The organism is Brumicola blandensis (genome assembly GCF_031846165.1).
GTDB classification, from domain to species: Bacteria; Pseudomonadota; Gammaproteobacteria; order Enterobacterales; family Alteromonadaceae; genus Glaciecola; species Glaciecola blandensis.
Map to the genome: position 1 here is coordinate 255689 of NZ_JAVRIE010000001.1, position 26525 is coordinate 282213.

Consider the following 26525-nt stretch of genomic DNA (forward strand, 5'->3'; position numbering starts at 1 on the left):
AGCCTTTTGCTGTTTAGGGCTCAATGCCACTAGCATAAACGTTTGTTGTTTGGGTATCTCGTTCATCCCTCTTAATAGCTGCGTAAGTTGGCAAATACTTGTGACAGTTTCATCTGTGACTTCATTGCCGCTTGTTCTTCAACGCCAGAATTCACATCAAGAATGCCGACTCCACTTGCTTTGGCTTGTTGGATATTATGAGAATCCAAGCCGCCCGCTAAGATGAGTCTGTGTTTTTGAGGCACACCCTCTAACAATCGCCAATCAAAAGATACCCCCGTGCCGCCAAGTTGCTGACCAACTTTACAGTCTAAAAGTACTTTGTCAGCAACACCTAAGGCGTCTTGTATTTCGTTTTCAATAACTGACAAATTAGTAAGGTCACTGTCTTGTTCAATCGCAATCACTGACCAAACTTCGCAAGTTTGAGGCAGTAATGGTTTCAAAGCCTGCACGTAACCAAGAGACTCACTGCCATGCAGTTGCACAGCGCTAAGGTTCAATTTACGTGCATAATCCGATACTAACTCGATAGGGTGGTCGACAAAAACGCCAACGGTTTTTAGGCCGCTTTCAGATTGTGCAAAATTGGCTATTTCCATGGCATTTTCAATGGCAACAAAACGAGGTGATTTCGCTGCAAAAATGAGACCCAGGTAGGTTGCTGGAAATGCAGCAACTAGCTTCGCGTTTTCAATGGAATTAATACCACAAATTTTCACTTCACCGAAAATCAGTTTTTCAACCGCTTTACGTAGATTATGTTCAGCCATTAACGCGCTACCAACTAAAAAGCCATCGACTAAAGGTGTCAAGCGTTGGACTTCGCTGTGTTGATATATGCCTGATTCTGACAATATTACACCGTCAAAACCACTTTCCTTAATCAAAGGTACCAAGCGTTCAGTTGTTGCGAGATCTGTGCTGAGGTCGCGTAGGTTACGATTATTAATACCGATAATGTTGGCGTTTAGTGCCAATGCGCGCTCGACCTCTTCTTCATTGCTAACTTCTGTTAACACATGCATCCCGAGTTCATGCGTAAGGTCGTTTAACACTTTGAATTGTTCGTCATCCAAGACCGATAGCATCAGTAACACCGCGTCAGCATTGTAATATCTGGCAAGGTATATTTGGTATTCATCAACAAAAAAGTCTTTGTTAATTACCGGCTGGTCGACTTTTGAGGTTATATAATCTAAATATTCAAATTTGCCTTGAAAGTACTTTTCATCCGTCAGCACGGAAATACATGATGCATGCGGGCTATAAGCATCGATTATTTCATCTAAATCAAAGTGCTCACGGATTAAACCTTTGGATGGCGATGCTTTTTTACATTCAAGAATAAAACTCGCATTTGGCGCTGCTAATGCCGCATAAAAGTCTTTGGTACACGGGCGCAATGTTGCTTTAAACTGCGACAGCGGGAAGTCTATTTTGCGTTGCGCTATTTCTGCTTGTTTGTCATCGACAATTTTTTCTAATACATTTTTAGTCACTGCTTACTCACTCTGCGTAGTTTTAGGCTTACCAACACCTGAAAATTTTTCATTTTATTTGCCTTGGCTCAATCTTGCTGCCGCTGTCATTGTCTTCATCGGTTTAGCTTGTTCGATAGCTGCCATTGCTAAATCACACGCTTCTTTAAACGATTCGGTGAGACCATTTAACTGAATCAATGCAGCTGCATTCATTGCAATCGCGGCGGTATGCGCTGGCTTACCTTCTCCGTTAAATACATCAGCAATAAGTGCTTTGTTTTGAGCTGGTTCGCCGCCTTCAATGGCACTCAATGGATACTCGTTCAAACCAAAATCAGCAGGAGAGACTTCTTGCTTGCTTATTTCACTCCCGGCTATGCTGACAACTTGGCTTGGCCCATGCAGAGCTAACTCATCTAAACCACTACCATGAATGACATAAGCCCTTTTGTGCCCGAGCTTTACTAGGGTTTGAGCATAGTCATCTAGCAGCGTCGGTGTATACACACCTAATACGCTGTGACTTGGCTTGGCTGGATTAGCTAAAGGGCCCAATATATTGAACAGTGTGCGTGTCTTTAATGCTAATCTCACCGGCATCGCATGTTTGACACCAGAGTGATACGCAGGTGCGGCTAAAAAGCACAAATTTGCTTCGTCTAAACAGTGTCTTGCGGTTTCAGGTGACATATCGAGCTGTAAACCGAAAGCAGCGAATAGGTCGGAAGAACCTGATTTACTCGATACGCTTCGGTTACCATGCTTAGCCACCTTCACACCGCAACTTGCGGCTACGACAGCTGCTGCGCTAGAAACATTAATAGTATTATGGCCGTCTCCCCCTGTGCCCACTATGTCGCTAAAAGCGTAATCTGGACGAGGGAAGGGAACCGCATTTTGCACCATCGCTGAGGCTGCACCGGCTATTTCATCCGTGCTCTCACGTTTGATTTTTAGGGCAACTAGCAGCGCTGACAACTCGATTTCGCTTACTTCACCACGCATTACTTGGTTGAACACCGCTTGTGCTTCTTCAAAGCTGAGAGAATGACCGAGGTACAGCTTCTCTAAACTGGTTTGAATATGAGATCGTGCGTTAGTCATAATCACTCGTCCTTGTGTTGTTATTGCTGAGCCTTGTTTGGGTAGCTCTTATATCACTGTTTATTGTATTAGAAAGCATGATCATGTTGATGCCTTCGTTACTTTTTTCTCATTTGCAGAGATGGGTTCTTCGACTAAATAACGAATACTCTGCATCAATAACTGGCTACCATCACAAGTTAGAATAGATTCTGGGTGGAATTGAAAACCTAGCATTTTATGTTTTGGATGCAAGGCAGCCATCACCAAGCCATCTATACTGGCAATTGTCTTTAAGTCGTCAGGCATAGAGGTTGCCACGAGTGAATGGTAACGAGCAATCGACAAAGGGTTGGTTAAACCAGCAAATATTGATAGCGTGTCCTGATCTTCAAGAAACTGCATTTGAGAGCTTTTTCCATGCATGACATAAGGCGCTCGTGCAACCGTCCCACCATATGCTTCAACTATCGCTTGGTGACCTAAACAAATCCCTATTACCGGATATATTCCTTTCACTTTTTTTAGAAGTTCCGGCATACAACCTGCGTCACTCGGCGCGCCGGGGCCCGGAGATAACATCAATAAACTTGGGCCTTGCTTCTTATATTCGGCTAATTTATCGAGAACAGTTTGAGTGTCTACTGTGTTGCGGTAAATCGTCATCTCTACGCCAAGGCTACGAATTTCATCCACTAGATTATAAGTAAACGAATCGACGTTATCTATTAAGACAAGATTAATGGCGCTCATTTGTCTTCTCCTTGTTTAACAGGTTTATGAGCGGCGATAATCGCTGAAATGACAGCCTGTGCCTTTGCTCTTGTTTCATCGGCTTCTGATTGCGGTATGGAGTCATTCACAACACCCGCACCGGCTTGAATATAAGCCGTTTTTAAACGAACAAATGCACTTCGGATAACGATACATGTGTCCATATCACCATTGCCATTGAGATAACCAACAGCGCCGCCATAGCTACCCCGTTTCTGTTTTTCCACTTCTCGAATCAACGACGCAGCACTGACTTTAGGTGCACCGACTAGCGTCCCCATATTCATGCAGGCTTGGTAAGCGTGAAGAGCATCTAAATCCTCTTTTAATTCACCAACCACGCGAGACACCAAGTGCATAACATGTGAGTATCGGTCTACTTTAAGTAAGTCTTTTACGTGCCGAGTGCCGGGCTTGCTAACTTTTGCCACGTCATTTCTAGCCAAGTCAACAAGCATAATGTGTTCTGATTTCTCTTTCTCATCTTGACGCAAGTTCAACTCAAGGCGACTATCCATATCGAAGTTTATTGTGCCATCCTGGTTTTTGCCACGTGGTCTTGTGCCAGCAATCGGATACACTTCAACAACATTACTTTGTTGGTCGTATTTTAAGGCAGACTCGGGAGATGCCCCAAACATAGTGAAATCTTGATCATGTAGATAGAACATGTAAGGTGATGGATTCTGCTTCTTCAACTGTTGATATGAGGCCAGTGGAGACGGACAGGGTAAAGAGAATGAGCGTGACGGCACAACCTGAAAAATATCACCATCCAGAATATGCTCTTTCAAATTTTTCACGTCTTCACAGTATTCTTGGTCTGACTTATCGACTTGTAGAGTTATGTTTTTGACAATTTGAGCGTCTTCGATCTTATTTGGCAAGTCACTTAAATGATGTTTAATTTGTTCTAAACGCTGATTAATACTGAAATAGTGTTGCGCAACCATTGGGCCGCTAAAAACCGAACCAATTAATTCGGTTTTTTGGTTTTGGTGATCTACTAAAAGTAAGGTTTCTGCTAGATAAAAAACATACTCAGGACAGTTATTGTCGGCGAATGTTGCTTCGGGTAACTTTTCAAATGTACCAAGCAAGTCATAAGAGAATACACCACCGAGGAATAAAGCATTTGGATGGTCTCGAAGCGTGCTCACTTCGTTTTTTAACACTCTTAATACATCAAAAACACTGGCTTGTTTGAGCCTAGAGTCTTCATCTATGTTGCTGGATATTGCAGGAAACTCAAAACGCATCGAGTCTTCAGCCACCTCTTGGTGTGAATGATAGTCAGCCAATGCTGCTTTTAAGACTGGAAACACTGAAATACCGTTTGCTGTTAAAGCTGTAATTGTCACACTTTGGTCATTACACTCGATGCGAATAGCTGCATCTACCAGCAACAAACTCTTCAGATTGGCTTTGCTGTCTATTTCTGCCGACTCTAATAACAGACTGTTTTCTTTGCCTAATGCTTGGTAGGCCAATAATGGATCTTTGATGTAGGGGCCATCAACGATGATACTCTCGACTTGGCCGGCCTCTAGGCCTAATTCTGCTAAACTCATGATCTTCTCGTTTTCCGTTTTGACTGCTCTGATGTAATTTGTTTTTATTTTTTATGGGCGAAAAACAATCAAAAAAAAAGCCCGCTAAACGGGCCTTATTTTTGTGATACGAACACGTACACACAGCCCTTAGTTGAGCGTGTGCCACCACCAAACGCGTGCAAGAGTGCTTGCAGGGTTTGTTGTTATGTTCAAAATCACTGTATTCATTTTATGTTTTCTCACTATTTCTTTTTTGCCTGGGACTAAAACACCAAACTGATAAACACTTGCTACTGTTGCGGGTTTGCATCGTAATGAATGCGCATCCATATCTTCACTGCGTGTTTTTGTATATACTGCATAGAAGAAAACAAATCGCTCTCTGTGTCAAGTATCTTACTTGTTTTAGTTGTTATAATTAAGAAGAAAAAGTGTTGAAAATAGATTTACATAGTCACACAAATTGCTCTGACGGGGCTTTATCACCAATTCAATTGGTTCAACGAGCGCAACAAATGCAAGTTGATGTGTTAGCCATCACTGATCACGATACTGTGGCGGGAATACAAACAGCAAAAGACTATGTGCAAGCTGAAAATATGCGAATGCAGATAATCTCTGGTGTTGAATTATCGACTTCGTGGCATGGTTTTGATATTCACATAGTGGGTTTAAATGTGGACAATCATGATCCTATTTTCTTGGAACGTCTGAGTCAGCAGCTTGAAGAACGTGACCGACGCGCAGTGCGCATCTGTGAAAAACTCCACAAGTGTGGTCATGAGGGGATCTACGATCTGGCTTTAGCTTATGCCGATGGCGCTCAAATATCGCGCAATCATATCGCCAAAGCTTTAGTGCAAAGAGGCGTTGTGACACACGCGCAGCAAGCTTTTACAAAGTTTTTAGGTAAAAACAAACGAGCTCACGTTACACCCAAATGGATAAGCGTAAAAGAGGCGATTCAATGGATCCATGATGCTGGTGGTAGCGCTGTTTTAGCGCATCCTTCTCATTACGATATGACGAGCAAATGGCTTCGTCGCCTAGTTAATGAGTTTAGTCAGCATGGTGGTGACGCAATGGAAATTACGCATCCAAACATGGCTGCAGATAAAAAGCGTTTACTTCAAGAAATACTAAAAGATAACAACTTACTTGCTTCTGCTGGTTCAGACTTCCATTTTCCATCACGATTCACTGAACTGGGCCGTCGATTAGAAATTCCAGATAGTATAGTGCCGGTTTGGCACGATTGGAGTATGATCAGTGCTTAAGCAAGCCACATTAGTAACTTCGGTTTACGCTCAATAGTGGCAAAATATTACACGGTAGCGTTGCTACGAAGATTTCTATGCAGATTGCTACGGAGAGTTTAGCATGAGTCAATTTTTCTATATTCATCCCGATAACCCTCAGGCTCGATTAATCAAGCAGGCTTGTGAGATCATTAATTCGGGCGAGGTTATCGTATATCCAACTGATTCTGGCTATGCCATAGGTTGCCAGATGGAAAACAAAAAAGCACTCGAGCAAATTTGTCGCATTCGTGACATCGGCAAAGACCACAACTTTACCTTGATGTGCAGAGATATGTCAGAGCTTTCCGTTTACTCTCGCGTTGATAATGCCGCATTTAGGCAAATTAAAAACAATACTCCTGGCCCTTACACTTTTATCTTAAAGGCCACAAAAGAAGTGCCGAAACGCTTACAAAACCCGAAACGGAAAACGATTGGTATTCGTGTACCCGACAACCCTATCGCGCTTGCCTTGCTTGAAGAGTTAGGTGAACCACTGATGTCGACTACCTTGATTTTACCCAATGAAACCATGGCCGAAACCGACCCAGAGGAAATTCGGGATAAACTTGAAAAGTTGGTAGGTTTAATCATTCACGGCGGATATTTAGGTGAAGAGCCCACCACAGTTATCGATATGTCTGAAGGCGATACGGACGTGATCAGGGTTGGTAGTGGCGACCCAAGTCCATTTGAATAAATGCTTTAAACCACGCATGAATAGCGAAGATTGACATAGAGTATGAGCGAAGATGACAAGTCACTGCATGACAATGAGCCGAGGCCAATAGCGCAGATAAAGGAGCAACAACCTTTAGCTTTGGCGTTTGTAAACGGCGAGGCAATGATTGATAAGCCCGAAGATTTATATATTCCGCCTGACGCCTTAGAAGTTATCTTAGACAGTTTTGAAGGACCACTCGATCTTCTCTTGTATCTCATTCGTCGACAAAAATTCGATATCGTTGAACTTCCCGTGTTGCAAATCACCCAGCAGTATATGAAATATGTGGAAGTGATGACTGATTTGAAGCTAGAGCTAGCGGGAGAGTATTTACTCATGGCGGCAATGTTGGCAGAAATTAAATCGAGATTATTACTGCCTAAGCGAGAAGATGCGACAGAAGATGAAGAAGATCCTCGTGCTGAGTTAATCCGGCGATTGAAAGAGTATGAGCAAATTAAGAAAGCCGCAGAAGAACTTGATGCCGCGCCTAGAATTGACCGAGATAACTTTATCGCAAAGGCTCAAACTAGTGAAAATGTTCAACCAATCAAACACTTGCCGAAAGTAACTTTGCAAGAGATTGCATTCGCGTTTCAAGGTGCTATGCAACGTGCTGAGGCATTCGAACACCATCAAATTGAAAAAGAAGTATTATCAACTCGTGAGCGCATGTCGCATCTGTTACAATTGCTAAGTAATGATAAATACACTGAGATGTCGAGCTTACTTGACTCTAAACAAGGTAAAGGCGGTGTGGTAGTGACCTTTATCGCGATCTTGGAATTAGTCAAAAGTGGCTTGATTATCTGCTCTCAAGAAGGTGCTTTTACCAGTATTCATGTGAAATTAGGTGAAATTGAGTATGCAGAAGATCAATGATGTTCAATTAAAGCAGTTGGTTGAAGCTGGTATATTCGTTGCTGATGCTCCCTTGAGTATCGATATGATGAAGTCCACGTTTTTAAGTGATTTTAGTGTGAGTACTCAGCAGTTAAAGAAAGCACTAAAAGAGTTAGAGCTTGATTACGCATCTCGGGGTATTCGCTTAGTGCAGGTTGCCTCCGGCTATCGCTTTCAATCAGATGAAAGTTTAGGCGTATTGTTGTCAAAGTTATGGCAAGAAAACGCCCCTCGATATAGTCGAGCAATGTTAGAAACCCTGGCGCTAATTGCTTATCGCCAGCCAATTACACGTGGTGAAATAGAAGAAATTCGCGGTGTTTCTGTCAGTAGTAACATCGTCAAGTCCTTAACTGAGCGAAACTGGGTTAAGGTAATCGGTCATAAGGAAGTGCCAGGCAGGCCGGCTTTACTGGCAACAACTAAAACATTTTTGGACTACTTTTCATTATCTAGTCTAGCAGATTTGCCTTCTGCCCAAATGTTTGAAGAAAACTTGCAGATGGCAATGGATGCGGCTGACACAGATGCCCCGAACGCGCTAAGTGACGATAGCACGGGCATCAATACGACAGCAGAACAGGCGAACGATGCGCCAAACAACGAACAACTACACTAGTGCATGAATGCGCTAGATCAAGCAGTAACCAATAAAGTGAATAGAAAATGACTGATAGTCAAGAAACAGAAAAGCTACAAAAAGTCCTTGCCAACAATGGCGTGGGCTCTCGACGTGAAATGGAACGCTGGATAGAAGAGGGAAGGATTTCCGTCAATGGTACTGTTGCGAAGTTGGGAGACCGTGTTGGCGGTGATGACCAATTGCGTGTAGACGGGCATCTGCTCTCGCGCAGCAAAGAAAAGTCTCCTTGCCGTGTGCTTATGTACAATAAACCAGAGGGCGAATTGTGTTCTCGCAATGATCCCGAAGGCAGAGCAACCGTCTTCGATCGTCTTCCCAATATTCAATCCGATAGATGGATTGCGGTAGGCCGACTTGACATCAATACGAGTGGCTTACTTCTATTTACCAACGATGGTGAATTAGCAAATCGTTTGATGCACCCCAGACACGAAATTGAGCGCGAATATGCTGTTCGCGTATTCGGTGAGGTCGCGCCAGCTATGTTACGCACATTGCAAAAGGGTGTTGAACTTGAAGATGGTGTTGCTAAATTTACACATATTCATGTGCGCCCAACAGATGATGAAAGTTTGAATCAATGGTTTAACGTGACCTTATCTGAAGGTCGAAACCGAGAAGTCAGACGTTTATGGGAATCACAAGGTGTGCAGGTTAGTCGCCTAATCCGAGTGCGCTACGGTAACCTTGAATTACAAAAGCGTTTGCCTCAAGGGGCTTGGATAGAGCTCGATTTAGAAAAAGTTAATCAGCTTCGTAAAATGGTGCAGCTGCCGAAAGAAACCGAAACAAACCTCAAAACAGATGATGACAAACTTGATCATGCTCGTATCAGTCGCATGCGTCGCTCTGTTAAAAAGCACAAGCTTAATAAAGCCGGTCAAAGTCGACGTAATGTGGCGAGTACTCGCCCCAAACGATAGTAAAAATAAGAATATAGGTTAATTAATACAAGATGCGAATAGCGTTAGGCATTGAATATGACGGAAGCGCCTACCATGGCTGGCAACGTCAACAAGCTGATATTAGTGTACAAGAAGAGCTTGAAAAAGCCTTAGCGAAAATTGCCCTAGAACCCATTGCTGTAGTATGTGCTGGTCGGACCGACGCGGGAGTGCATGCAACTTATCAAGTGGTGCACTTTGATACCAATGCAAAAAGGCCAACAAAGGCATGGACGAGAGGCGTAAATACTCATTTGCCGCACAATATTGGTGTGAAGTGGGCGGTGGACACAAGTGAAGAGTTTCACGCGCGTTTCTCAGCGACCTCCAGGCGTTATCGGTACATTATCTATAATCATCCTTTGCGGCCTGCTATTCTGCATGGTGGCATTACCCATGTTTATTATCCGCTGGATCATGAGCGCATGCATGAAGCTGCGCAGTGTCTGGTGGGAGAGCATGATTTCACTTCTTTTCGTGCCGTTAGCTGCCAAGCAAATACAGCCAACCGAAATATGAGCGAAATAAGTGTGACGCGAAAAGACGATTACATTGTTGTGGAAGTTGCTGCCAATGCTTTCTTACATCATATGGTCCGCAATATTGTCGGTTCGTTAATAAAAGTAGGTACGGGTGAAGAGCCGGTAGCGTGGATGAAGGCTACGTTAGAAGCCAAGGATAGAACCCTTGCCGGCGTAACAGCTAGGCCAAATGGTTTGTACCTAGTAGACGTGTGTTACCCCGCACAATTTGCTATTCCAAAAAGCCCTTTTGGGCCTATATTTTTATAAAATTGCACAGTATTACTAACGCAAAGCTAACTTCTTAGACCAGTTTTACTTTCGTCATCCAAGGGATCTGTGATTTAATGCATCCCAAAGTTAGCAGCGTAGTCTGTATAAATTGACTATACTGAACGAACTGGCGAAAAAGCCTAACAGAATAAACATAGGAATGTTTCATGAGTTGGATTGAGAAAATACTTCCCCGCACGCAGTCTTCAACTAAAAGTAATGTGCCAGAAGGTATTTGGACGAAGTGTGGTTCTTGTAACGCAGTTCTCTATAAGACCGAATTAGAAAAGCTTCAGGAAGTGTGTCCTAAATGTGATCATCACATGCGCATCACTTCAAGAGCGCGAATCAATGCCTTTTTAGATGCGGCGGATAGAGAAGAAATAGCCGCAGATTTAGAGCCGCAAGATGTATTGAAATTCAAAGATAGTAAAAAGTATAAAGACCGCATTACAGCAGCACAAAAAAGTACTAACGAAAAAGATGCGCTGGTAGTGATGAAGGGTAAGCTAAACGGAATGCCTGTCGTAGTTGCTTGTTTTGAATTTGCCTTTATGGGCGGTTCAATGGCATCCGTAGTGGGTGCGAAGTTTGTTGCTGCGGTTAACTCTTGTTTGCAAAACAACACGCCACTTATTTGCTTTTCGACCAGTGGTGGAGCTCGTATGCAAGAAGCCTTATTGTCGTTAATGCAAATGGCTAAAACGAGTGCTGCTTTGGCAAAAATGAGTAAAAAAGGTCTGCCTTATATTTCTGTACTTACTGACCCTACTATGGGCGGTGTATCAGCAAGTCTTGCCATGTTAGGTGATATCAATGTGGCTGAACCAAAAGCTTTGATCGGTTTCGCTGGCCCAAGAGTTATCGAACAAACTGTCCGTGAAACGCTACCTCCTGGTTTTCAACGTAGCGAATTTTTAGTTGAAAAAGGGGCAATTGATATGATTGTTGATCGTCGCCAAATGCGAGATAAGTTGTACTCCGTACTATCGAAGTTGCACCGACCTCAAGAAGCCGTATAACCAACTATTCGTAGGGTTTCATGTTGAATGAACAGACAAGTCTAAACGACTGGTTAGCCTATATAGAACAAGCCCATACCAAGGAAATTGATATGGGCTTGTCTCGTACTGCAGAGATGGTAGAGCGTCTGCAGGTGGATTTTAGGCAGCAAAAAGTACTGACCGTGGGCGGTACAAATGGCAAGGGTACGACTTGCGCTTTAATCGAAAAAATCTGCTTAGCTGCGGGTTTCAGTGTTGGGGTTTACAGTTCACCGCACCTACTAAGTTATTGCGAACGAATTCGGATAAACGGTAAAAATATTGATGAAGACGCTTTGTGTTCTATTTTTCATCAAATTAACCAAGCGAGATCAATCTCGGAAAAAACACTTCCTTTAACCTATTTCGAATATGCGACGTTGGCCGCTCTCAAGGCCTTTAGCCTCCAAAAAGTGGATGTCGTTATTCTAGAAGTCGGCCTTGGTGGTCGCTTGGATGCCACTAATGTCATTGATTCTGACGTGGCTGTGATTACCAGTATTGGGCTTGATCATCAAGATTGGCTAGGCGATACCAAAGAAAAAATTGCTCTTGAAAAAGCCGGGATTTTCCGCTCTGGAAAAACCGCTATTGTGGGGGAGCCTTTGGCGCAACAATCCCTGTTAGAGTATGCTGCACAAATTGGCACTCCTTTGAAACTAGTCGGAAAAGACTTCTTTTACTCTCCTGAACGCGCAGAAGTGACAGTGGACAATCAATCGTTTTCGGTAGAAAGTGCCAGCATTCCAAAGCAGAACGTTGCAACCGCGCTAGCGGCGATAAACCTTTTAGCTTCCTTACTTAAGCATGAACATAGCTTCTTGCTACCCAGTGAAGAACTACAGTCAATTATCGACTCTATTTCGGTAATGGGGCGTCATCATGTCTTGCGTCATCGTGATGAATGCAAAGGTGAATGTCCTGTCATACTGGATGTTGCGCACAATGAAGACAGTGCAATGCAGTTGAGCTCCTTACTACGAACTTATTCATTTCGTACCTGTCATATCGTAGTCGGTATGCTGAAAGATAAAAATATTGAAGTGAGTTTGTCGGCGTTTGGCGAGATGGACATGCATTGGTATTGCGCGACATTGCCGACGAGCAGAGGAGAGAAAGCCGAGCGTTTATGTCAAGCGGTGCAAGATAACGATATTACCGGTCAGCTTGATGTTGAGAGGCTAATGTCTTTTCCAGACGTAGAAACTGCCTACTTGAAAGCGCTCGATAATGCTCAAGTTGATGATTTGATATTGGTTATGGGGTCTTTTTTAACAGTTGCGGCTGTTCTAGCGCGCCATGCTAAGGCATAATATATCAAAGGCTTGAGAAATAGTTGTACAATAACGCAGATCGCCTTTGTCATCATTAATAAATTGCAAAATTAGAGGACGCTGTAGTGTCAAATGCCTTACAGAATAGGTTAGTAGGTACCATTATTTTGGTTGCCGTAACGGTCATTTTTCTGCCAGATTATTTGGATGGAAAAAAACAAACGAACAATGAAACGTTTGTCGATTTTCCGCGTTCGACCTCTAATTTATCCGCCACTGAACCAGAAACGTTCCCTGCAGAGCAGGTGGCAAATGCCACTCGAAGAGAGGTGGTCATTGTCGATGATGTTGCTGCTGATGATTTACTCGAAAAGGCGGATGAAACCTCAGATGGCAATACTGCTAATGCCCAGACTGCTGATAATGCGAGTGAAAAAAGTGACGAGCAAGCGAATGAGTTGGCAAAAACCTTAGCGAAGAATATGCAAGCGGCTGCGAATGAGGCTTCAAATGAGCAAAAAGGGCAGGCGTCAGCTGAGACTGACAACAAAAACGTGACTGCTGATGAAGGTAAACCATCGACGCCAAATCAAGACAATTCATTAGCAACTCAAACTCTTCAGAAAGACACCTCAGCTGAAAAATTAAAAGACCAAGGATGGGTTGTGCAACTGGGTAGTTTTGGCAACTTAAAAAATGTAAATGACCTTATTCGAAAACTTGAAAAAGCCGGGTATCGCGTTTTTACACGAAAGGTGCAAACCAGTGCAGGCCGTTTGACTAAAGTGTTTGTTGGGCCAGAGATAGAACGAGACAAGCTCGACAAGGCGCTACCTCACCTAAAAGCCACAACGGGTTTAACGGGTAAAGTAACCCCATTTGATGTGAATGCAAACTAAGGCATAAATGGGGTAAGCCAAATAGCGTTTAGACGTAATTTGTCGATTTAAAGATTGGACAGTTTCCTGCCTTCTGGTAGAATGCGCGGCAAATTAAGAAGCCCGAAAAAGCATGTTTCTCATTGCATGTTAACCCCAAGGTTTATGACAAATTTTAATACTATCTCGCACCAAACTTGCGAAGCGGTTCTGACATCATGAATTGGTTTGATTTTACCGTTCTAGGTATTATTGCTTTTTCCGCTGTCATCAGCGTGATACGCGGCTTTATGAAAGAAGCTGTTTCCTTGGTCGTCTGGTTTTCTGCCTTTATTGTTTCTAGTCAGCTTTATCCCCAACTAGCAAAATTTCTTACCGGTATCTCTGACGAGATGTTTCGTAACGGTGTAGCAATAGCCATTTTATTTATATCGACATTGATTGTCGGTGCTCTGGTCAACTACGTGTTCTCACAATTGGTGAAAGCAACTGGTTTAAGTGGTACAGACAGAGCGCTTGGCGCCGTATTTGGTGCAATTAGAGGTGTGCTTATTGTCAGCGCATTACTTTTCTTCATGGATACTTTTACCCCATTGGCGGATAGCGAGTGGTGGAAGCAGTCAATCTTGGTTCCTGAGTTTTCAGTGATCATCGAATGGTTTTTTGAATATGTGAAAGAGAGTTCAAGTTTTCTCTCTCCAACCGAATAAAAGGGTTTTGGTATGTGTGGTATTGTCGGGATAGTAGCAAAAGGTCCGGTAAATCAAGATTTGTATGACGCATTAATTGTGCTTCAGCACCGTGGACAAGACGCCGCCGGGATCATGACCATCGATGACGGGATGTTCCACTTACGCAAAGAAAACGGCTTAGTTCGTGATGTGTTTAGAACTCGCCACATGAAGCGTTTAACCGGAAATGTTGGCATAGGGCATTGTCGATATCCTACCGCGGGTTCATCAAGCTCGGCAGAAGCTCAGCCTTTTTATGTTAATTCACCTTTTGGTATATCATTCGCTCATAACGGTAACTTGACCAATGCACATGAATTACAAGACGAAGTTTTTCGCATTTCTCGTCGCCACATTAATACCACTTCGGATTCAGAACTGTTATTGAATATCTTCGCACATGCTTTGCAAAACGCGGCCAGTTTTGAAGTACATCCTGAAGAAATATTTGCTGCGGTAGAAACTGTTCATAGTAAAATTAGGGGAGCCTACGCTGTAGTTGCGGCTATTATCGGCAACGGTATGGTAGCCTTTCGTGACCCCCACGGCATACGTCCTTTGGTGCTGGGTAAACGCCAGACAGAACATGGTGACGAATACATGGTAGCGTCTGAGAGCGTCGCGTTAGACGCTGTTGGTTTCCATTTCGTCAGAGATGTTGCACCAGGCGAAGCCGTTTATGTGAATGAAGCAGGTGAGTTATTCACAAAGCAATGCGCGTCTAAACCGAGCTGCACTCCTTGTATCTTTGAATTTGTCTACTTTGCTCGTCCGGATTCATTCATCGATGGTATTAGTGTTTATGCTTCACGCGTTAATATGGGACGTAAACTGGGTGAGAAAATCGCTCGTGAATGGTCAGATTTAGACATAGATGTGGTTATTCCTATCCCAGAGACATCAATGGATGTTGCATTACAAATTGCAAATACATTGGAAAAACCGTATCGCCAAGGCTTCGTGAAAAACCGCTATATCGGTCGCACCTTTATTATGCCGGGTCAAACACAACGCAGAAAGTCAGTACGTCGCAAATTAAATGCGATTTCCTCTGAGTTCAAAGGTAAAAATGTACTTCTAGTAGATGATTCAATCGTACGAGGTACAACATCAGAACAAATTATAGAAATGGCTAGAGAGTCTGGTGCCAACAAGGTTTACTTTGCATCTGCGGCGCCTGAGATTAGGTTCCCGAATGTATACGGAATTGATATGCCATCAGCAAATGAGTTGATCGCTTATGGTCGTGAAATAGAACAGATTGCTGACTGTATTAAAGCTGATGGCCTGATTTTTCAAGATATTGAGGACTTAGTCGAAGCAGTGAGAGAAGAGAATAATAACTTAACTGCCTTTGAAACCTCTGTATTTACTGGTAATTACATTACAGGTGATGTTGACCAGGCGTACCTTGAGAGCATTGACAAAGCGAGAAGTGAAAAAGCGAAGTCAGCGCCAGTTGTGCAAGAAGAGTTAAGTAACTTAGAAATGCATAATATGGGTCGTAACGCCTAGTCCAAGAGCTTAGCGTGATTATGTTATCTAGTAAGCAAGGTTCTTCTCAGACATAAAAAAGCCCGCATTTAGCGGGCTTTTTTGTGTTTGATAAAGACTTTGTTGCTACATATATTGCGGACCGATGCCAACACTCCATAGTATGACCGACGATGCCATTAAAATAACTAACAGCACTAAACCGCAGGTGACCACTGAACTACTATAGATAAAGCCTTTGTCTTCTGGAATGTGCAGCATAATTGGTACGCCAGAGTATAAGAGGTAAACTGAATACGATAAGCCAACTAGGCCAACCGACATAATAAACCACAATTCAGGGTAAAACGCACTGAATCCAGTCATGAATAAGGGCGTTGCAGTGTAAGCGGCAAGCTCTAATGACTGTGTATAATTAGGATGAGCATCAAACGACTTGGCTAACTCGTGAATGAGCACTGCAAGGGCGATTACACCAATAACAAGGCCAAAGTACATAGCTACTGCCATTTGCATGGCACTAGACTGCGTTAATTTAATGGTATCAGCGGTTGGACCTGCGCCAATATCCCAGCCTAAATGCGCAGAAGCGAAATACGCCATGCCTGCTGGTATCAGTGCAATAACCATAATGTGACTAAGCGCGTAAAAATAAGACTCATGGCGTTTATCAATGGTTTGCCATTCTTCTTTCGGATGAGTATAAATTCCCCATAAATGATTCAATATCATTGTGACTCCTACTACAACAAGGTTGTTATTAAATTTCCATTTGACCTTGGCAGCGCAGTCCCACCGAATAATAGCGCCATCAAGTATTCTTTTTTAGACACCCAATTCTTAGTTTTTATTTTTCAGGAATTGTAAGTGTTATGAAAAAGTTACAGGTAATATAAATTATTAACATAACTTTAACAAGAGTTTGGTGTAAGCCTCCTATTTGGTCAAATTCAAATCAGTGATTTAGATTTTTAAACTTATTCACCCAAGCTATGAGTAGAATGCAGTATAGTATTGGTATGTAAAAAATATCTAAGGCAAGACCTGAGTGAAATCGAGAAATAAAGCATTAAAGGAACACCTGGCTGAGTTGAGAGCCAGAGCAATAACGGCAAAAACGCCAGCTGATATAGACAAAGCAACTGAAGCAATTACCTCATTCAGTAAACAACAGAAATACCAGTTCAATCACACTTTTGCCATAATGGCACTCGCCTTTGCTGGACTTATGGCCATATTGTCATACTGGTCTCAAATGGATCTCACTTACGAGGACCGCATGTGGCTGAGAGTCGCAGCCGGTGTGAGTGCGATTGGCGCAATAGCTGTCATTTGGATGAGATATAGTACCGTTAAAAAAGCAGGCGATCTTTTGTATGTAAGGGCGGTAGCAATTCAAGCAGGCATTGTTAGAGACTACGAGTATAACGGCAAAGAATATTGGCGACAGTTAAAAGCGCTTTTTCCATTGTTCAAATGTGGGGATGAAGGGCAAAGTATCACTAAACGGTATTTAGGTGGTGTCGATACTACCCCGTTTACTCTGTTTGAATTTAAGTATGTTGATGTTAGCACTTCAACTAGCACCGATAGTAATGGCACAACACGAACAACTGAAAGTAAAACCACAAAATACAAATACGGTGTGCTTGTGCAGTTTACAGATTTTAATTATTTGAGTTTAAATACAAAACGATTTCAAGCTCGCTGGGATTCCGCTAGCCGTGCTTTTAACAAGTTATTCAAGGTGAGGGCGTTAACTGAAATGCATGCTGCAAAGTTTTTCGAACCTAAGGTCGTGCTTGAATTCACTGACAAGTTTAACTTTGTAAAGTCACTTGATGTAACCGGTGATTCAGTGGCATGTATTGAGCTGCCAAAACAGGTGTTTCCGAGTGAAGTACGAAAGCCGAAATTGCAAGAAACAACACGTTACCTAGAGGGGATTGATAAGCCAGCATCAATACCAATACTTGAGCTTACTAAAGAATTAGTGCAGTTTATTAACCAGAACAAATAGCGCATCAAGGATAAATCATGATCACTTCTATTATTATCGGCAGCTTAATCATTGTTGTTGTTGTTCTATACAACACAATAATTAGCAATTTGAATCGAGCAAAACGCGCTTGGTCAGACGTCATTACCTATGAAAAATTAAAACAGGACTTAATTCCTCAACTCACCGAGGTGGCAAATGACTTTAAAGAGTTTGAGAGTGACTTTATTGAAAAAGTCACCGCGCTGAGAGAGTCAATTTCCCAGTTAGATAAAGATGATATTGACGTACAAGCGCTTAGTACTGTTGAGGCAAAATCAAATGCCTTGTTTTCTAGTTTCAAAGCGACTGCTGAAAACTATCCCGAATTAGGTGCTAAAGAACTAGTTAAAGAGCTGATGAGTGAAATCAGCGATAAGAACGACAATGTTGCAGCTGCACTCACTATATATAACAGAGCGGTAGAACACTTTAATAACTCGATTCAGATGGTGCCATATAATTTAGTTAACTCGACTTTCGCTAAAAAAGAACCATTAGAGAATTTTCATCAATCAGGAACAGTAGAAGACTACGACTATAAACCAAACTTTTAATCGCTGTCGCCTTAGTCATCACCGCGCCCCATAGTCATCACCGCGCCCCATAGTCATTCCCGCGCCCCATAGTCATTCCGGGCTCCATAGGCACTCCCGGCTCCGTAGCCATTCCCGGCTCCGTAGCCATTCCCGGCTCCATAGTCATTCCCGCGAAGGCGGGAACCCATGCCCGCGCGCCACTGTCATTCCGAAATCCATAGTCATTCCCGCGAAGGCGGGAACCTACTTTATTTTTGCATATTCGAGAATATAGAGGGGATCTCCGCCTTCGCGGAGATGACGGTGTGTGCGGAGATGACGGTGTGTGCGGAGATGACGGTGTGTGCGGAGATGACGATGTGTGCGGAGATGACGGTGTGTGCTGAGGTGGCGATGTGTTCTGCAATGACCTTGTGTGCCGAGACGGCAGTGGAAGCGACTTCGATATCGCCAGAACGGGTAACTTGTTTGTAACAGGATATTTAGATTCGCCCCGTTTGTAACACAAACCACAAACTTTCTAGCCAACATTTAGCAAAACTCACCAATTCTAATCGCTTTATTCACCAATCAATGGAATCGATTATTCTTAAGTTATTGAAAATATTGATTAATTATTAATGGCACAGTCGGTGCAAACTTGTTTTCAACGATTCGCGCTTTTCTCGCGACTAATAGATAACACGCATCGCAAGCTATAAATATTTAAACAATTGCGATGTGACATTCATTTTTAATTTGATAGCACAGACTCAATAAGGGAAACCCATGACTTACTCTCATGATGATCAAGCAAACAAAAGCTCTTCACTTCAATTACTCCTATGTAGTTCTATTCTGGCACTCACTGTCTCTTTAAGCGCTTGCGGACAAGCTGCAGCAAACAAAGATTCTGAGCAAGCTGGTGATGTTGTTGAAGAAAAAATCATCCCAATTCCGGTAGAAGTCGACTCGGTTGCTGTTGGAAGTATCTCTTCAAATTATCAAACAACAGCGGTACTAGAAGCGAAAGAAGAAGCTTTTGTTGTTGGGCGAGCGTCAGGCATCATTGAAGAAATCATGGTCGAAGAAGGTGATTATGTTGAAAAAGGCCAAGTGCTTGCGAAGCTAGAACCAACTCGCTACGAGTTAGCCCTAAAGCGCGCTGAAGCCGACATGCAAGGAATTGAAAAAGAGTTAGCTAAAATCAATAAAGTCTATAATCAAAAACTGGTGAGTGATGATACCTACGATAAGATCACCGCACAGTATGAATCTGCAAAAGCCACCTTGGCGCTAGCTGAGCTTGATTTGAAAGAAGCGACCATTGTGGCACCTATCAGTGGTTATATAGCTGAAAGAAACGCGAAGGTAGGAAACTTAACCGAATCCTTCCAACGTGAAAGAATGTTTCACATCGTTCAGCAAAAAGAGCTATATGGCATTGTGTATTTGCCAGAAAAAGAACTCTCCAAAGTACATAAAGACCAAAAAGCAGGCCTAATTGTGACTGCATTGAGTGACAAACCCGTCAATGCTTTCGTTGAGCGTATTAGCCCCGTTATCGATTCTAAAACCGGCACATTTAAGGTCACACTTCGAGTACCAAACGATGAAAACCAATTAAAGTCTGGCATGTTCACTCAAGTAAAATTGAATTATGACACCCGTGACAATACTACACTAATCCCTCGTAAAGCGATGCTAGCGATAGATGACAAAGTGAATGTGTTTGTTGTTGATGACCAAGGTATGGCGAAAAAGGTAGCAGTCAAAATCGGTTATCAAGAAGGTAATTTGGTTGAAGTGATTGATGGTTTGATGGGTACTGAAAAGGTAGTGATAACAGGCCATCAAAACCTGAAAGACAACGCTACTGTTGAAATCGTAAACGGTTAATAAGGAAGTTCACCATGAAAATCATCGACGTTGCTGTTAATCGGCCGGTCACAGTGTGGATGTTTACCTTAGCTGTATTGCTTTTTGGTTTCGTTTCACTGTCTCGTTTGTCCATTAACTTATTACCCGAGTTATCTTATCCAACCCTGACTATTCGCACTGATTATATTGGTGCCGCCCCAGGGGAAGTGGAGCAGTTGGTGACTAAACCTATTGAGGAAGCGGTTGGCGTTGTGAAAGGCGTAAGAAAAGTGGTCTCTGCTTCAAAAGCTGAACAGTCTGACGTTGTGCTTGAGTTTGAATGGGGCACAGAAATGGACATGGCAAGCTTGGAAGTACGCGAAAAGCTAGATGTGCTTTTTCTGCCTTTGGATGTGACTCGTCCCTTACTACTGCGTTTTAATCCAAGTTTAGATCCTATTATGCGTTATGGGCTGGGAAGCAAGAACATCGATGCCGAGCAAAGCGATAGTGCTTCACTCACGGTGATGGATGTTAATACTACCAAACGTGTGCGGACCTACGCAGAAGAAGAAATTAAGCGTCGTATTGAATCAGTGGAAGGTGTTGCATCAGTTCGTGTTGGCGGAGGTTTAGAAAACGAAGTACAAGTGTTGATAAACCAGCAGCGTACAAGCCAATTGAATATCTCATTGAATGAAATTATCCAACGCTTAAAAGACGAAAACGTCAATGCGTCAGGCGGTCGAGTCGAAGATGGCTCTCAAGAGTATTTGGTGCGTACCATCAATCAGTTCGAAAGCTTAGACGATATGCGAAACATCTTTATTGCGAGCAGAGAAGGGCGCTATATTAAGCTTAGTGATGTCGCCGAAGTTATTGATTCATACAAAGAAAGAAGTTCTATTACTCGTTTCAATAGTTTTGAAGGTGTCGAAATTGCTATCTATAAAGAAGGTGATGCGAACACGGTTGATGTGGCAAATGCGGTAGCAAAACGCTTAGAGCGTTTGCAAAACAATATGCCGGATGAGTATGAAATTCAAAAAGTGTATGACCAGTCTGAATTTATCGCTAGTGCCATTGATGAGGTGAAGTCGGCAGCCATTATTGGCGGTGTTTTAGCGATGTTTATCTTGTATTTCTTCTTAAAAAATATCTGGCCAACGCTGATTATTTCTATTTCAATTCCGGTATCTATCATTGCCACATTTAACTTAATGAATAGCTATGATATTAGCCTCAACATTATGAGTTTAGGCGGTATCGCGCTCGCGATTGGTTTGTTAGTTGATAATAGTATTGTTGTTTTAGAGAATATTGACCGTCACAAAAAGAACAAAGTGAACGCGAAGGAAGCTGCGGCAAAAGGCACATCTGAAGTATCAATGGCTATTGTTGCCTCTACCTTAACGACTATGGCTGTGTTTTTCCCTTTAGTGTTTGTTGAAGGGATTGCAGGGCAGTTATTTAGCGACCAAGCCCTCACTGTTACATTCGCCTTAGCTGTATCCTTAGTTGTTGCGCTAACATTGATACCAATGCTAGCTGCGCGTGATAAAGCCGGTGCAACGAATAGTAATGATGCACCAGGTCTCGACTTAGGCCCACGCTCGTCACGTACAAAGCCAACGAGTAAAGTCGGTATATTTTTCTACTACCTGGGAGCGCCATTTAGGGGCTTAATTAAGCTAGTTTTTTACTATGTTCCAGCTGTTTTCGTTACCCTGGTATTAAGTATCTATAAACTTCTTGCAGTCGCGTTGTCTTATTTGTTTAAACCTGTTTTATGGGTGTTCGATAAAGTATATAACGTTTTGTCTGCCAGTTATTTTGTCGCTCTAAAAGGGGCATTGAAAGCGCGTGTATTAGTGATGATGTCCATCATGGCGGTATCTTTACTTTCTATCTTACTATTACCACGAATCGGTTTAGAACTGATTCCACCGCTTGCGCAAGGCGAGTTTGATGTGGAAGTTACCTTGCCTACTGGTACACGATTAGAAACGACTGATGCAGTGTTAAGTGAACTAGCCAGTTTCACGCAAGTTCAAGAAGGGGTTGAAAGAACCTATTCATTGGCAGGTACAGGTAGTTTAATGAATGCCTCACCAGCACAGGGCGGAGACTATTGGGGCAAGCTCAATGTCGTGATGAAAGATGGCACTACGCCAGAGCAAGCGAATGCAGTGCGGGAAGCCATGCGCGCTCATTTATCAAGAAAAGCCGGCGTGCAAAGTAAATTTGGTACACCTGAGTTATTTAGTTTCTCAACGCCACTAGAAATTGAAATTGCAGGTTATGACCTTGCGCTACTCAAGCAGTATGGAGATAAACTCGCAGGTGCTTTAGGTGAAGATAAGCGCTTTGCTGATGTGAAAAGCTCTTTGCAAACAGGTTCTCCAGAGTTAAAAATAAACTTCAACCATGCAAAACTTGCGCAATTGGGTTTAAATGCACCGGATGTATCACGTTTAATTGCGGCCAAAGTAGGTGGCGAAATTGCGACTAAATTTAGTATTGATGATCGTAAAATTGATATCCTTGTTCGCAATCAAAGCGACCAACGTAATTCTGTTGCGGATATTGGTCAGTTGATTGTGAACCCAGGTTCTTCACCGGCAGTCACACTGGCAACTGTGGCCGATGTTGAAATGTCCGTTGGCCCTAGTGAGATTTCTCGCGTTGATCAACAACGTGTTGTCTTAGTCAGTGCTAACCTAGCCTATGGTGATTTAGGTACCGCTGCAATTGAAGCGCAAAAGATCATTGATGAAACACAAGTTCCATTATCATTAGATGCCAAAGTAGCAGGGCAGAGCGAAGAGATGGAGGCAAGCTTTTCATCACTTTACCTAGCGTTAGCGCTGGCTGTGTTCATGGTTTATATTGTCATGGCCTCACAGTTTGAATCCTTCTTACATCCTTTCTTAATCTTGTTCACCGTGCCCATGGCTTGTGCTGGCTCCGTATATGGTTTGTTTATTACTGGCACGAACATTAGTGTCGTGGTGTTTATTGGCTTGATAATGTTGGCAGGTATCGTGGTGAACAACGCGATTGTACTTATTGATAGAATTAACCAGTTGCGCCAAGCGGGTACAGAGAAAATGGAGGCGATTATCGATGCTGCTCATAGCCGTTTGCGTCCAATTCTGATGACCACACTGACGACCGTTTTGGGCCTCTTACCGATGGCGATTGGTTTAGGTGAAGGCGCAGAAATTCGCACACCTATGGCAGTGACTGTAATATTTGGGCTGCTATTTGCGTCATTGTTAACACTGTTCTTGATCCCTATTTTGTACAGTATCTTTGATCGTAAACATTATGCTCAAACGAGCAAGGAATCGACGCCTGTGTTAACTGACGATGCGGAGGTTTCTCATGGATAAGTTATCGCATACGGGGGCAGCCTTAGCTTCATTTGCTATTCGCCGCCCAGTGACTATTACCATGCTGTTCTTTTCTTTATTGCTGCTTGGCTTAGGCGCGAGTCGCTTATTACCCTTGGAAAAATTTCCAGGTATCGACTTTCCTGAATTGTTTATTCAAATTCCATATGAAGATGCGACGCCAGCAGAAATAGAAAAAATGATCACGCGTCCTGTCGAAGAGGCATTAGCAACGATGTCGGGTATTAAACGCCTGCGCTCTTTTTCTAACGAGAACAACGCACAAATTAATGTGCGTTTTGACTGGAATGAAAATATTAAGGCAAAAGGCATCGAGGCCCGTGAAAAAATAGACGCAATCCGTCACTTACTACCTGACGATGTTGAGCGGGTAATGGTATTTAAGTTTAACTTAGCAGATATGCCAGTGTTTCAACTAAGGCTCTCCAGTGACCGCGATATTTCTAACTCCTACGACTTATTAGAACGCAACTTAAAAATGCCAATTGAACGCATTAAAGGCGTTTCGAGAGTGGAGCTGTACGGTGTATTAAAAAAACAAATATCCATTCGCTTAGATCCTGATCGTATCGCCGCTTTGCATATCGATACTGCACAGCTAACCAACACTTTACGTCAAGCTAACTTCTCTATGACAGCAGGGCAATTCTTTGATTTGGACCAAAAGATTACGGTCAACCCCGAGGGCGAATATAAAAGTAAGCAAGAAATCGCCGACTTGATTGTGGCAAAAAACGTGCGCTTGAGTGACATTGCTGAAGTGAGCTTTGAGACGCCAGAAGCAGATGAAGGTCGCCATCTTGATAAAACACATGCCATTGGTTTGAATATATTTAGAGAGTCTGGCGCAAACCTGGTAGAGGTCTCTACTGCGGTGATGAACGCAATTGATGAAGCAAAGGATAGTTCCGCGTTTAACGGTATTAATGTCTTTATTATGCAAGATGAAGCAGACAGCGTAACCACTTCATTGCAAGACTTATTAAACTCGGGCTTGATCGGCGCATTGCTGTCGATGGTCGTGCTGTATTTATTCCTTCGCAACGTTGCAACCACCTTGGTTGTTGTTCTGTCGGTCCCGTTTGCTATTTGTATCACGCTCGCATGCATGTATTTTATGGGTTATACCCTAAACATCTTATCACTGATGGGCTTAATGTTAGCTGTTGGGATGTTAGTTGATAACGCAGTGGTAGTGACTGAAAGCGTATTCCAAGAGCGTGAGAAAAATCACGCAGAAACAGAAGAGAGTAAAATAGAGGCCACTAAAAAGGGTGTATCCTTAGTTAGTTTAGCGGTGATTGCTGGAACGGCAACGACCGCAATTGTATTCTTACCAAATATCGTGGGTGTGAAAGCCGAGCTGACCGTATTTCTAGAGCACGTGGCTGTTTCCATTTGTATCTCTTTGTTTGCCTCACTTTTACTCGCGCAAACACTTATCCCACTATTGACGACAAAGCTAAAAATCCAACCTAAGCCCAAAGTGGCTAAGAATTCCATATTCAAGGCAAATTACGAGCGAGTATTGCGTTGGACCTTATCTCATCAAAAGATAACAGTACTCATCGCTTTTGGCATTTTAGCAAGCACCGCCATTCCATTTACCTTCATAAATAGTGATGAAGACAATAACGCTAATCAAGACCGGATTTGGTTGAACTATGATATTCAAGGTAATTACAACTTGGATGAGGTAGAGCTTACAGTCACGAAAATGGAAGATTTTTTGTATGCTAATCAGGAAGAGTTTCATATTAAGCAGGTTTACACCTATTTCACCGCAGGCTTTGCCGTTTCAGGTATTACCTTAGAACCCGATTTGCCCGTTAAAGTGAAAGAGTTAAAAGAAGCAATGAAAGAGCGCTTCCCACGTTTTGCCAGGGCTAAGCCCACGTTTCAATGGGATCAGGGTTCTGGAGGTGGTGTTCGAGTAACATTATTTGGCCGCTCATCTGAAACATTACTAACACTTGCTAATCAAATCGTACCAATACTCAACAGCGTTGATGGGATCACAGACGTGAAAACCGATGTGGATAGCCAAGATCTTGAACTGCAATTGAAAGTTGACCGCGAGAAAGCTTATCGCTTTGGACTGGGCAGCAGTGATGTGGCCACTATCGTTAGCACCGCTTTGAGAGGCTCTAATTTGCGTACGTTTAGAAACGACAGTGAAGGGGAAATCGACATTCGTTTAATGTACGACGAATCACTACAGACCTCTGTTGATCGCTTGAAGAACCTAGTGATATTTAGAGATGGCGATCAAAATGTGACCTTAGACATGGTTGCAGAAATGACAGTACAACCCCGCTTATCACAAATTCAGCGTAGCAGTCGCCAAACCTCATTAAGTATCGGTGGCAATTTGGAAGAAGATGTCACCATTGATGAAGCTCGCGAAAAAATTCAGTCTATTTTGCAAAACATTGAATTGCCATCTGGCTATTCATGGTCTTTAGAAGGAAGCTTTCAGCGTCAAGACGAAGATGAGTCGATTATGCTGACGAATATGCTGCTTGCTGTGGTGATGATTTATATAGTCATGGCGGCCTTATTTGAATCACTTTTATTACCTACAGCCGTTTTAACCTCTCTGATTTTTTCCATTACAGGCGTGTTTTGGGCCTTCTTAATCACTGGAAATTCAATGACAGTGATGGGGATGATAGGCATGCTGATCTTAATGGGCATCGTCGTGAACAACGGTATCGTCTTGGTCGATAGAATTAACCAGCTTGCGAATTTGGGCATGTCGGTTCCAGAGGCGATTGTTGAAGGTTGTTTGACTCGAGCAAGACCCATTCTGATGACAGTATCAACCACGGTATTGGGTCTATTGCCATTGGCGATAGGTAACGTCAATATTGGCGGAGATGGCCCTCCTTATGCTCCCATGGCGATTGCCATTATTGGCGGCCTTATTTTCAGTACGGTAACGAGTTTATTTTTGGTGCCAATTGCTTATTTATTGTTACTGAAGATACGGCGCGCAGCGAGCGAGATGCTAGGTGACACAAAACGCGTTATCGGACGGGTTATTAAAGTGTGATAAAAAAGGCCACTC

The 26525-nt window shown here is 42.9% G+C and carries 22 protein-coding genes; 17 read left to right on the forward strand and 5 right to left on the reverse strand.

The window, feature by feature from the left end:
* Positions 1-71 precede the first annotated feature (71 nt).
* The 4 genes from trpCF to RM544_RS01160 form a co-directional block, all read right to left on the reverse strand.
* Positions 72-1502: a bifunctional indole-3-glycerol-phosphate synthase TrpC/phosphoribosylanthranilate isomerase TrpF gene (trpCF, locus tag RM544_RS01145; RefSeq protein ID WP_311359945.1), complete on the reverse strand. Its 1431-nt coding sequence runs from the start codon at positions 1500-1502 to the stop codon at positions 72-74.
* 54 nt (positions 1503-1556) lie between these two features.
* Positions 1557-2588 carry an anthranilate phosphoribosyltransferase gene (gene trpD, locus RM544_RS01150; protein ID WP_311359946.1) on the reverse strand — a complete coding sequence of 344 codons (1032 nt, stop codon included), beginning with the start codon at positions 2586-2588 and terminating at the stop codon, positions 1557-1559.
* 81 nt (positions 2589-2669) lie between these two features.
* The gene (locus RM544_RS01155) at positions 2670-3320 is read right to left on the reverse strand and encodes an aminodeoxychorismate/anthranilate synthase component II (protein ID WP_311359947.1); all 651 of its coding nucleotides are present in this window, start codon (positions 3318-3320) and stop codon (positions 2670-2672) included.
* Positions 3317-4912 carry an anthranilate synthase component 1 gene (locus RM544_RS01160; protein ID WP_311359948.1) on the reverse strand — a complete coding sequence of 532 codons (1596 nt, stop codon included), beginning with the start codon at positions 4910-4912 and terminating at the stop codon, positions 3317-3319. The genes RM544_RS01155 and RM544_RS01160 overlap by 4 nt, the downstream gene beginning before the upstream one ends.
* 416 nt (positions 4913-5328) lie before the next feature.
* On the opposite strand from RM544_RS01160, the gene RM544_RS01165 reads away from it, so the two are divergent.
* From RM544_RS01165 to purF, 11 genes are all read left to right on the forward strand, one after another.
* A complete protein-coding gene (locus RM544_RS01165; RefSeq protein ID WP_311360705.1) occupies positions 5329-6171 on the forward strand; it encodes a PHP domain-containing protein in 843 nt (280 codons plus the stop codon).
* 103 nt (positions 6172-6274) lie between these two features.
* Positions 6275-6895, forward strand: a complete 621-nt coding sequence (locus tag RM544_RS01170) for an L-threonylcarbamoyladenylate synthase (RefSeq protein WP_311359949.1) — start codon at positions 6275-6277, stop codon at positions 6893-6895.
* Between the two features lie 42 nt (positions 6896-6937).
* Positions 6938-7801 carry a segregation and condensation protein A gene (locus RM544_RS01175; protein WP_311359950.1) on the forward strand — a complete coding sequence of 288 codons (864 nt, stop codon included), beginning with the start codon at positions 6938-6940 and terminating at the stop codon, positions 7799-7801.
* A complete protein-coding gene (gene scpB / locus RM544_RS01180; RefSeq protein ID WP_311359951.1) occupies positions 7785-8441 on the forward strand; it encodes an SMC-Scp complex subunit ScpB in 657 nt (218 codons plus the stop codon). Before RM544_RS01175 ends, scpB begins: the two co-directional genes overlap by 17 nt.
* Positions 8442-8488: 47 nt before the next feature.
* A complete protein-coding gene (rluB, locus tag RM544_RS01185; protein ID WP_311359952.1) occupies positions 8489-9388 on the forward strand; it encodes a 23S rRNA pseudouridine(2605) synthase RluB in 900 nt (299 codons plus the stop codon).
* A gap of 32 nt (positions 9389-9420) precedes the next feature.
* Positions 9421-10200, forward strand: a complete 780-nt coding sequence (gene truA / locus RM544_RS01190; RefSeq protein WP_311359953.1) for a tRNA pseudouridine(38-40) synthase TruA — start codon at positions 9421-9423, stop codon at positions 10198-10200.
* A gap of 170 nt (positions 10201-10370) precedes the next feature.
* Entirely contained in the window at positions 10371-11225 is an 855-nt protein-coding gene (gene accD / locus RM544_RS01195) for an acetyl-CoA carboxylase, carboxyltransferase subunit beta (protein ID WP_311359954.1), read from the forward strand.
* 20 nt (positions 11226-11245) lie between these two features.
* A complete protein-coding gene (folC, locus tag RM544_RS01200) occupies positions 11246-12559 on the forward strand; it encodes a bifunctional tetrahydrofolate synthase/dihydrofolate synthase (protein ID WP_311359955.1) in 1314 nt (437 codons plus the stop codon).
* An 86-nt stretch (positions 12560-12645) separates the two neighbouring features.
* Positions 12646-13419 carry an SPOR domain-containing protein gene (locus RM544_RS01205; protein ID WP_311359956.1) on the forward strand — a complete coding sequence of 258 codons (774 nt, stop codon included), beginning with the start codon at positions 12646-12648 and terminating at the stop codon, positions 13417-13419.
* Between the two features lie 197 nt (positions 13420-13616).
* A complete protein-coding gene (locus tag RM544_RS01210) occupies positions 13617-14108 on the forward strand; it encodes a CvpA family protein (protein WP_311359957.1) in 492 nt (163 codons plus the stop codon).
* Positions 14109-14120: 12 nt separating this feature from the next.
* Positions 14121-15644 (forward strand): amidophosphoribosyltransferase, encoded by a 1524-nt coding sequence (gene purF, locus RM544_RS01215; protein ID WP_311359958.1) that lies wholly within the window; start codon positions 14121-14123, stop codon positions 15642-15644.
* A 105-nt stretch (positions 15645-15749) separates the two neighbouring features.
* Here the strand turns inward: purF and RM544_RS01220 are convergent, their stop codons facing one another.
* Complete coding sequence (locus tag RM544_RS01220; RefSeq protein ID WP_311359959.1) at positions 15750-16355, reverse strand: Yip1 family protein; 606 nt, start codon at positions 16353-16355, stop codon at positions 15750-15752.
* A 316-nt stretch (positions 16356-16671) separates the two neighbouring features.
* Here RM544_RS01220 and RM544_RS01225 point away from each other — a divergent pair, with 316 nt between their 5' ends.
* From RM544_RS01225 to RM544_RS01250, 6 genes are all read left to right on the forward strand, one after another.
* Positions 16672-17643, forward strand: coding sequence for a hypothetical protein (locus RM544_RS01225; protein ID WP_311359960.1), 972 nt, complete (start codon positions 16672-16674; stop codon positions 17641-17643).
* A 17-nt stretch (positions 17644-17660) separates the two neighbouring features.
* On the forward strand, positions 17661-18218 hold the full coding sequence (locus RM544_RS01230; protein WP_311359961.1) for a LemA family protein: 558 nt from the start codon (positions 17661-17663) through the stop codon (positions 18216-18218).
* Positions 18219-18454: 236 nt separating this feature from the next.
* Positions 18455-18586: a hypothetical protein gene (locus tag RM544_RS01235; protein ID WP_311359962.1), complete on the forward strand. Its 132-nt coding sequence runs from the start codon at positions 18455-18457 to the stop codon at positions 18584-18586.
* Positions 18587-18968: 382 nt separating this feature from the next.
* Complete coding sequence (locus tag RM544_RS01240; protein ID WP_311359963.1) at positions 18969-20078, forward strand: efflux RND transporter periplasmic adaptor subunit; 1110 nt, start codon at positions 18969-18971, stop codon at positions 20076-20078.
* 14 nt (positions 20079-20092) lie between these two features.
* Entirely contained in the window at positions 20093-23434 is a 3342-nt protein-coding gene (locus tag RM544_RS01245) for an efflux RND transporter permease subunit (protein WP_311359964.1), read from the forward strand.
* Positions 23427-26510, forward strand: a complete 3084-nt coding sequence (locus RM544_RS01250; protein WP_311359965.1) for an efflux RND transporter permease subunit — start codon at positions 23427-23429, stop codon at positions 26508-26510. Before RM544_RS01245 ends, RM544_RS01250 begins: the two co-directional genes overlap by 8 nt.
* The last annotated feature ends 15 nt before the right edge of the window (positions 26511-26525 follow it).

What these genes read in the sequence shown, in the direction of transcription:
- trpD (WP_311359946.1), bottom strand. Translation starts at nt 2,588, where the DNA reads ATGACTAACGCACGATCTCATATTCAAACCAGTTTAGAGAAGCTGTAC.
- RM544_RS01155 (WP_311359947.1), bottom strand. Translation starts at nt 3,320, where the DNA reads ATGAGCGCCATTAATCTTGTCTTAATAGATAACGTCGATTCGTTTACT.
- RM544_RS01160 (WP_311359948.1), bottom strand. Translation starts at nt 4,912, where the DNA reads ATGAGTTTAGCAGAATTAGGCCTAGAGGCCGGCCAAGTCGAGAGTATC.
- RM544_RS01170 (WP_311359949.1), top strand. Translation starts at nt 6,275, where the DNA reads ATGAGTCAATTTTTCTATATTCATCCCGATAACCCTCAGGCTCGATTA.
- RM544_RS01175 (WP_311359950.1), top strand. Translation starts at nt 6,938, where the DNA reads ATGAGCGAAGATGACAAGTCACTGCATGACAATGAGCCGAGGCCAATA.
- scpB (WP_311359951.1), top strand. Translation starts at nt 7,785, where the DNA reads ATGCAGAAGATCAATGATGTTCAATTAAAGCAGTTGGTTGAAGCTGGT.
- rluB (WP_311359952.1), top strand. Translation starts at nt 8,489, where the DNA reads ATGACTGATAGTCAAGAAACAGAAAAGCTACAAAAAGTCCTTGCCAAC.
- truA (WP_311359953.1), top strand. Translation starts at nt 9,421, where the DNA reads ATGCGAATAGCGTTAGGCATTGAATATGACGGAAGCGCCTACCATGGC.
- accD (WP_311359954.1), top strand. Translation starts at nt 10,371, where the DNA reads ATGAGTTGGATTGAGAAAATACTTCCCCGCACGCAGTCTTCAACTAAA.
- folC (WP_311359955.1), top strand. Translation starts at nt 11,246, where the DNA reads ATGTTGAATGAACAGACAAGTCTAAACGACTGGTTAGCCTATATAGAA.
- RM544_RS01210 (WP_311359957.1), top strand. Translation starts at nt 13,617, where the DNA reads ATGAATTGGTTTGATTTTACCGTTCTAGGTATTATTGCTTTTTCCGCT.
- purF (WP_311359958.1), top strand. Translation starts at nt 14,121, where the DNA reads ATGTGTGGTATTGTCGGGATAGTAGCAAAAGGTCCGGTAAATCAAGAT.
- RM544_RS01220 (WP_311359959.1), bottom strand. Translation starts at nt 16,355, where the DNA reads ATGATATTGAATCATTTATGGGGAATTTATACTCATCCGAAAGAAGAA.
- RM544_RS01230 (WP_311359961.1), top strand. Translation starts at nt 17,661, where the DNA reads ATGATCACTTCTATTATTATCGGCAGCTTAATCATTGTTGTTGTTGTT.
- RM544_RS01240 (WP_311359963.1), top strand. Translation starts at nt 18,969, where the DNA reads ATGACTTACTCTCATGATGATCAAGCAAACAAAAGCTCTTCACTTCAA.
- RM544_RS01245 (WP_311359964.1), top strand. Translation starts at nt 20,093, where the DNA reads ATGAAAATCATCGACGTTGCTGTTAATCGGCCGGTCACAGTGTGGATG.
- RM544_RS01250 (WP_311359965.1), top strand. Translation starts at nt 23,427, where the DNA reads ATGGATAAGTTATCGCATACGGGGGCAGCCTTAGCTTCATTTGCTATT.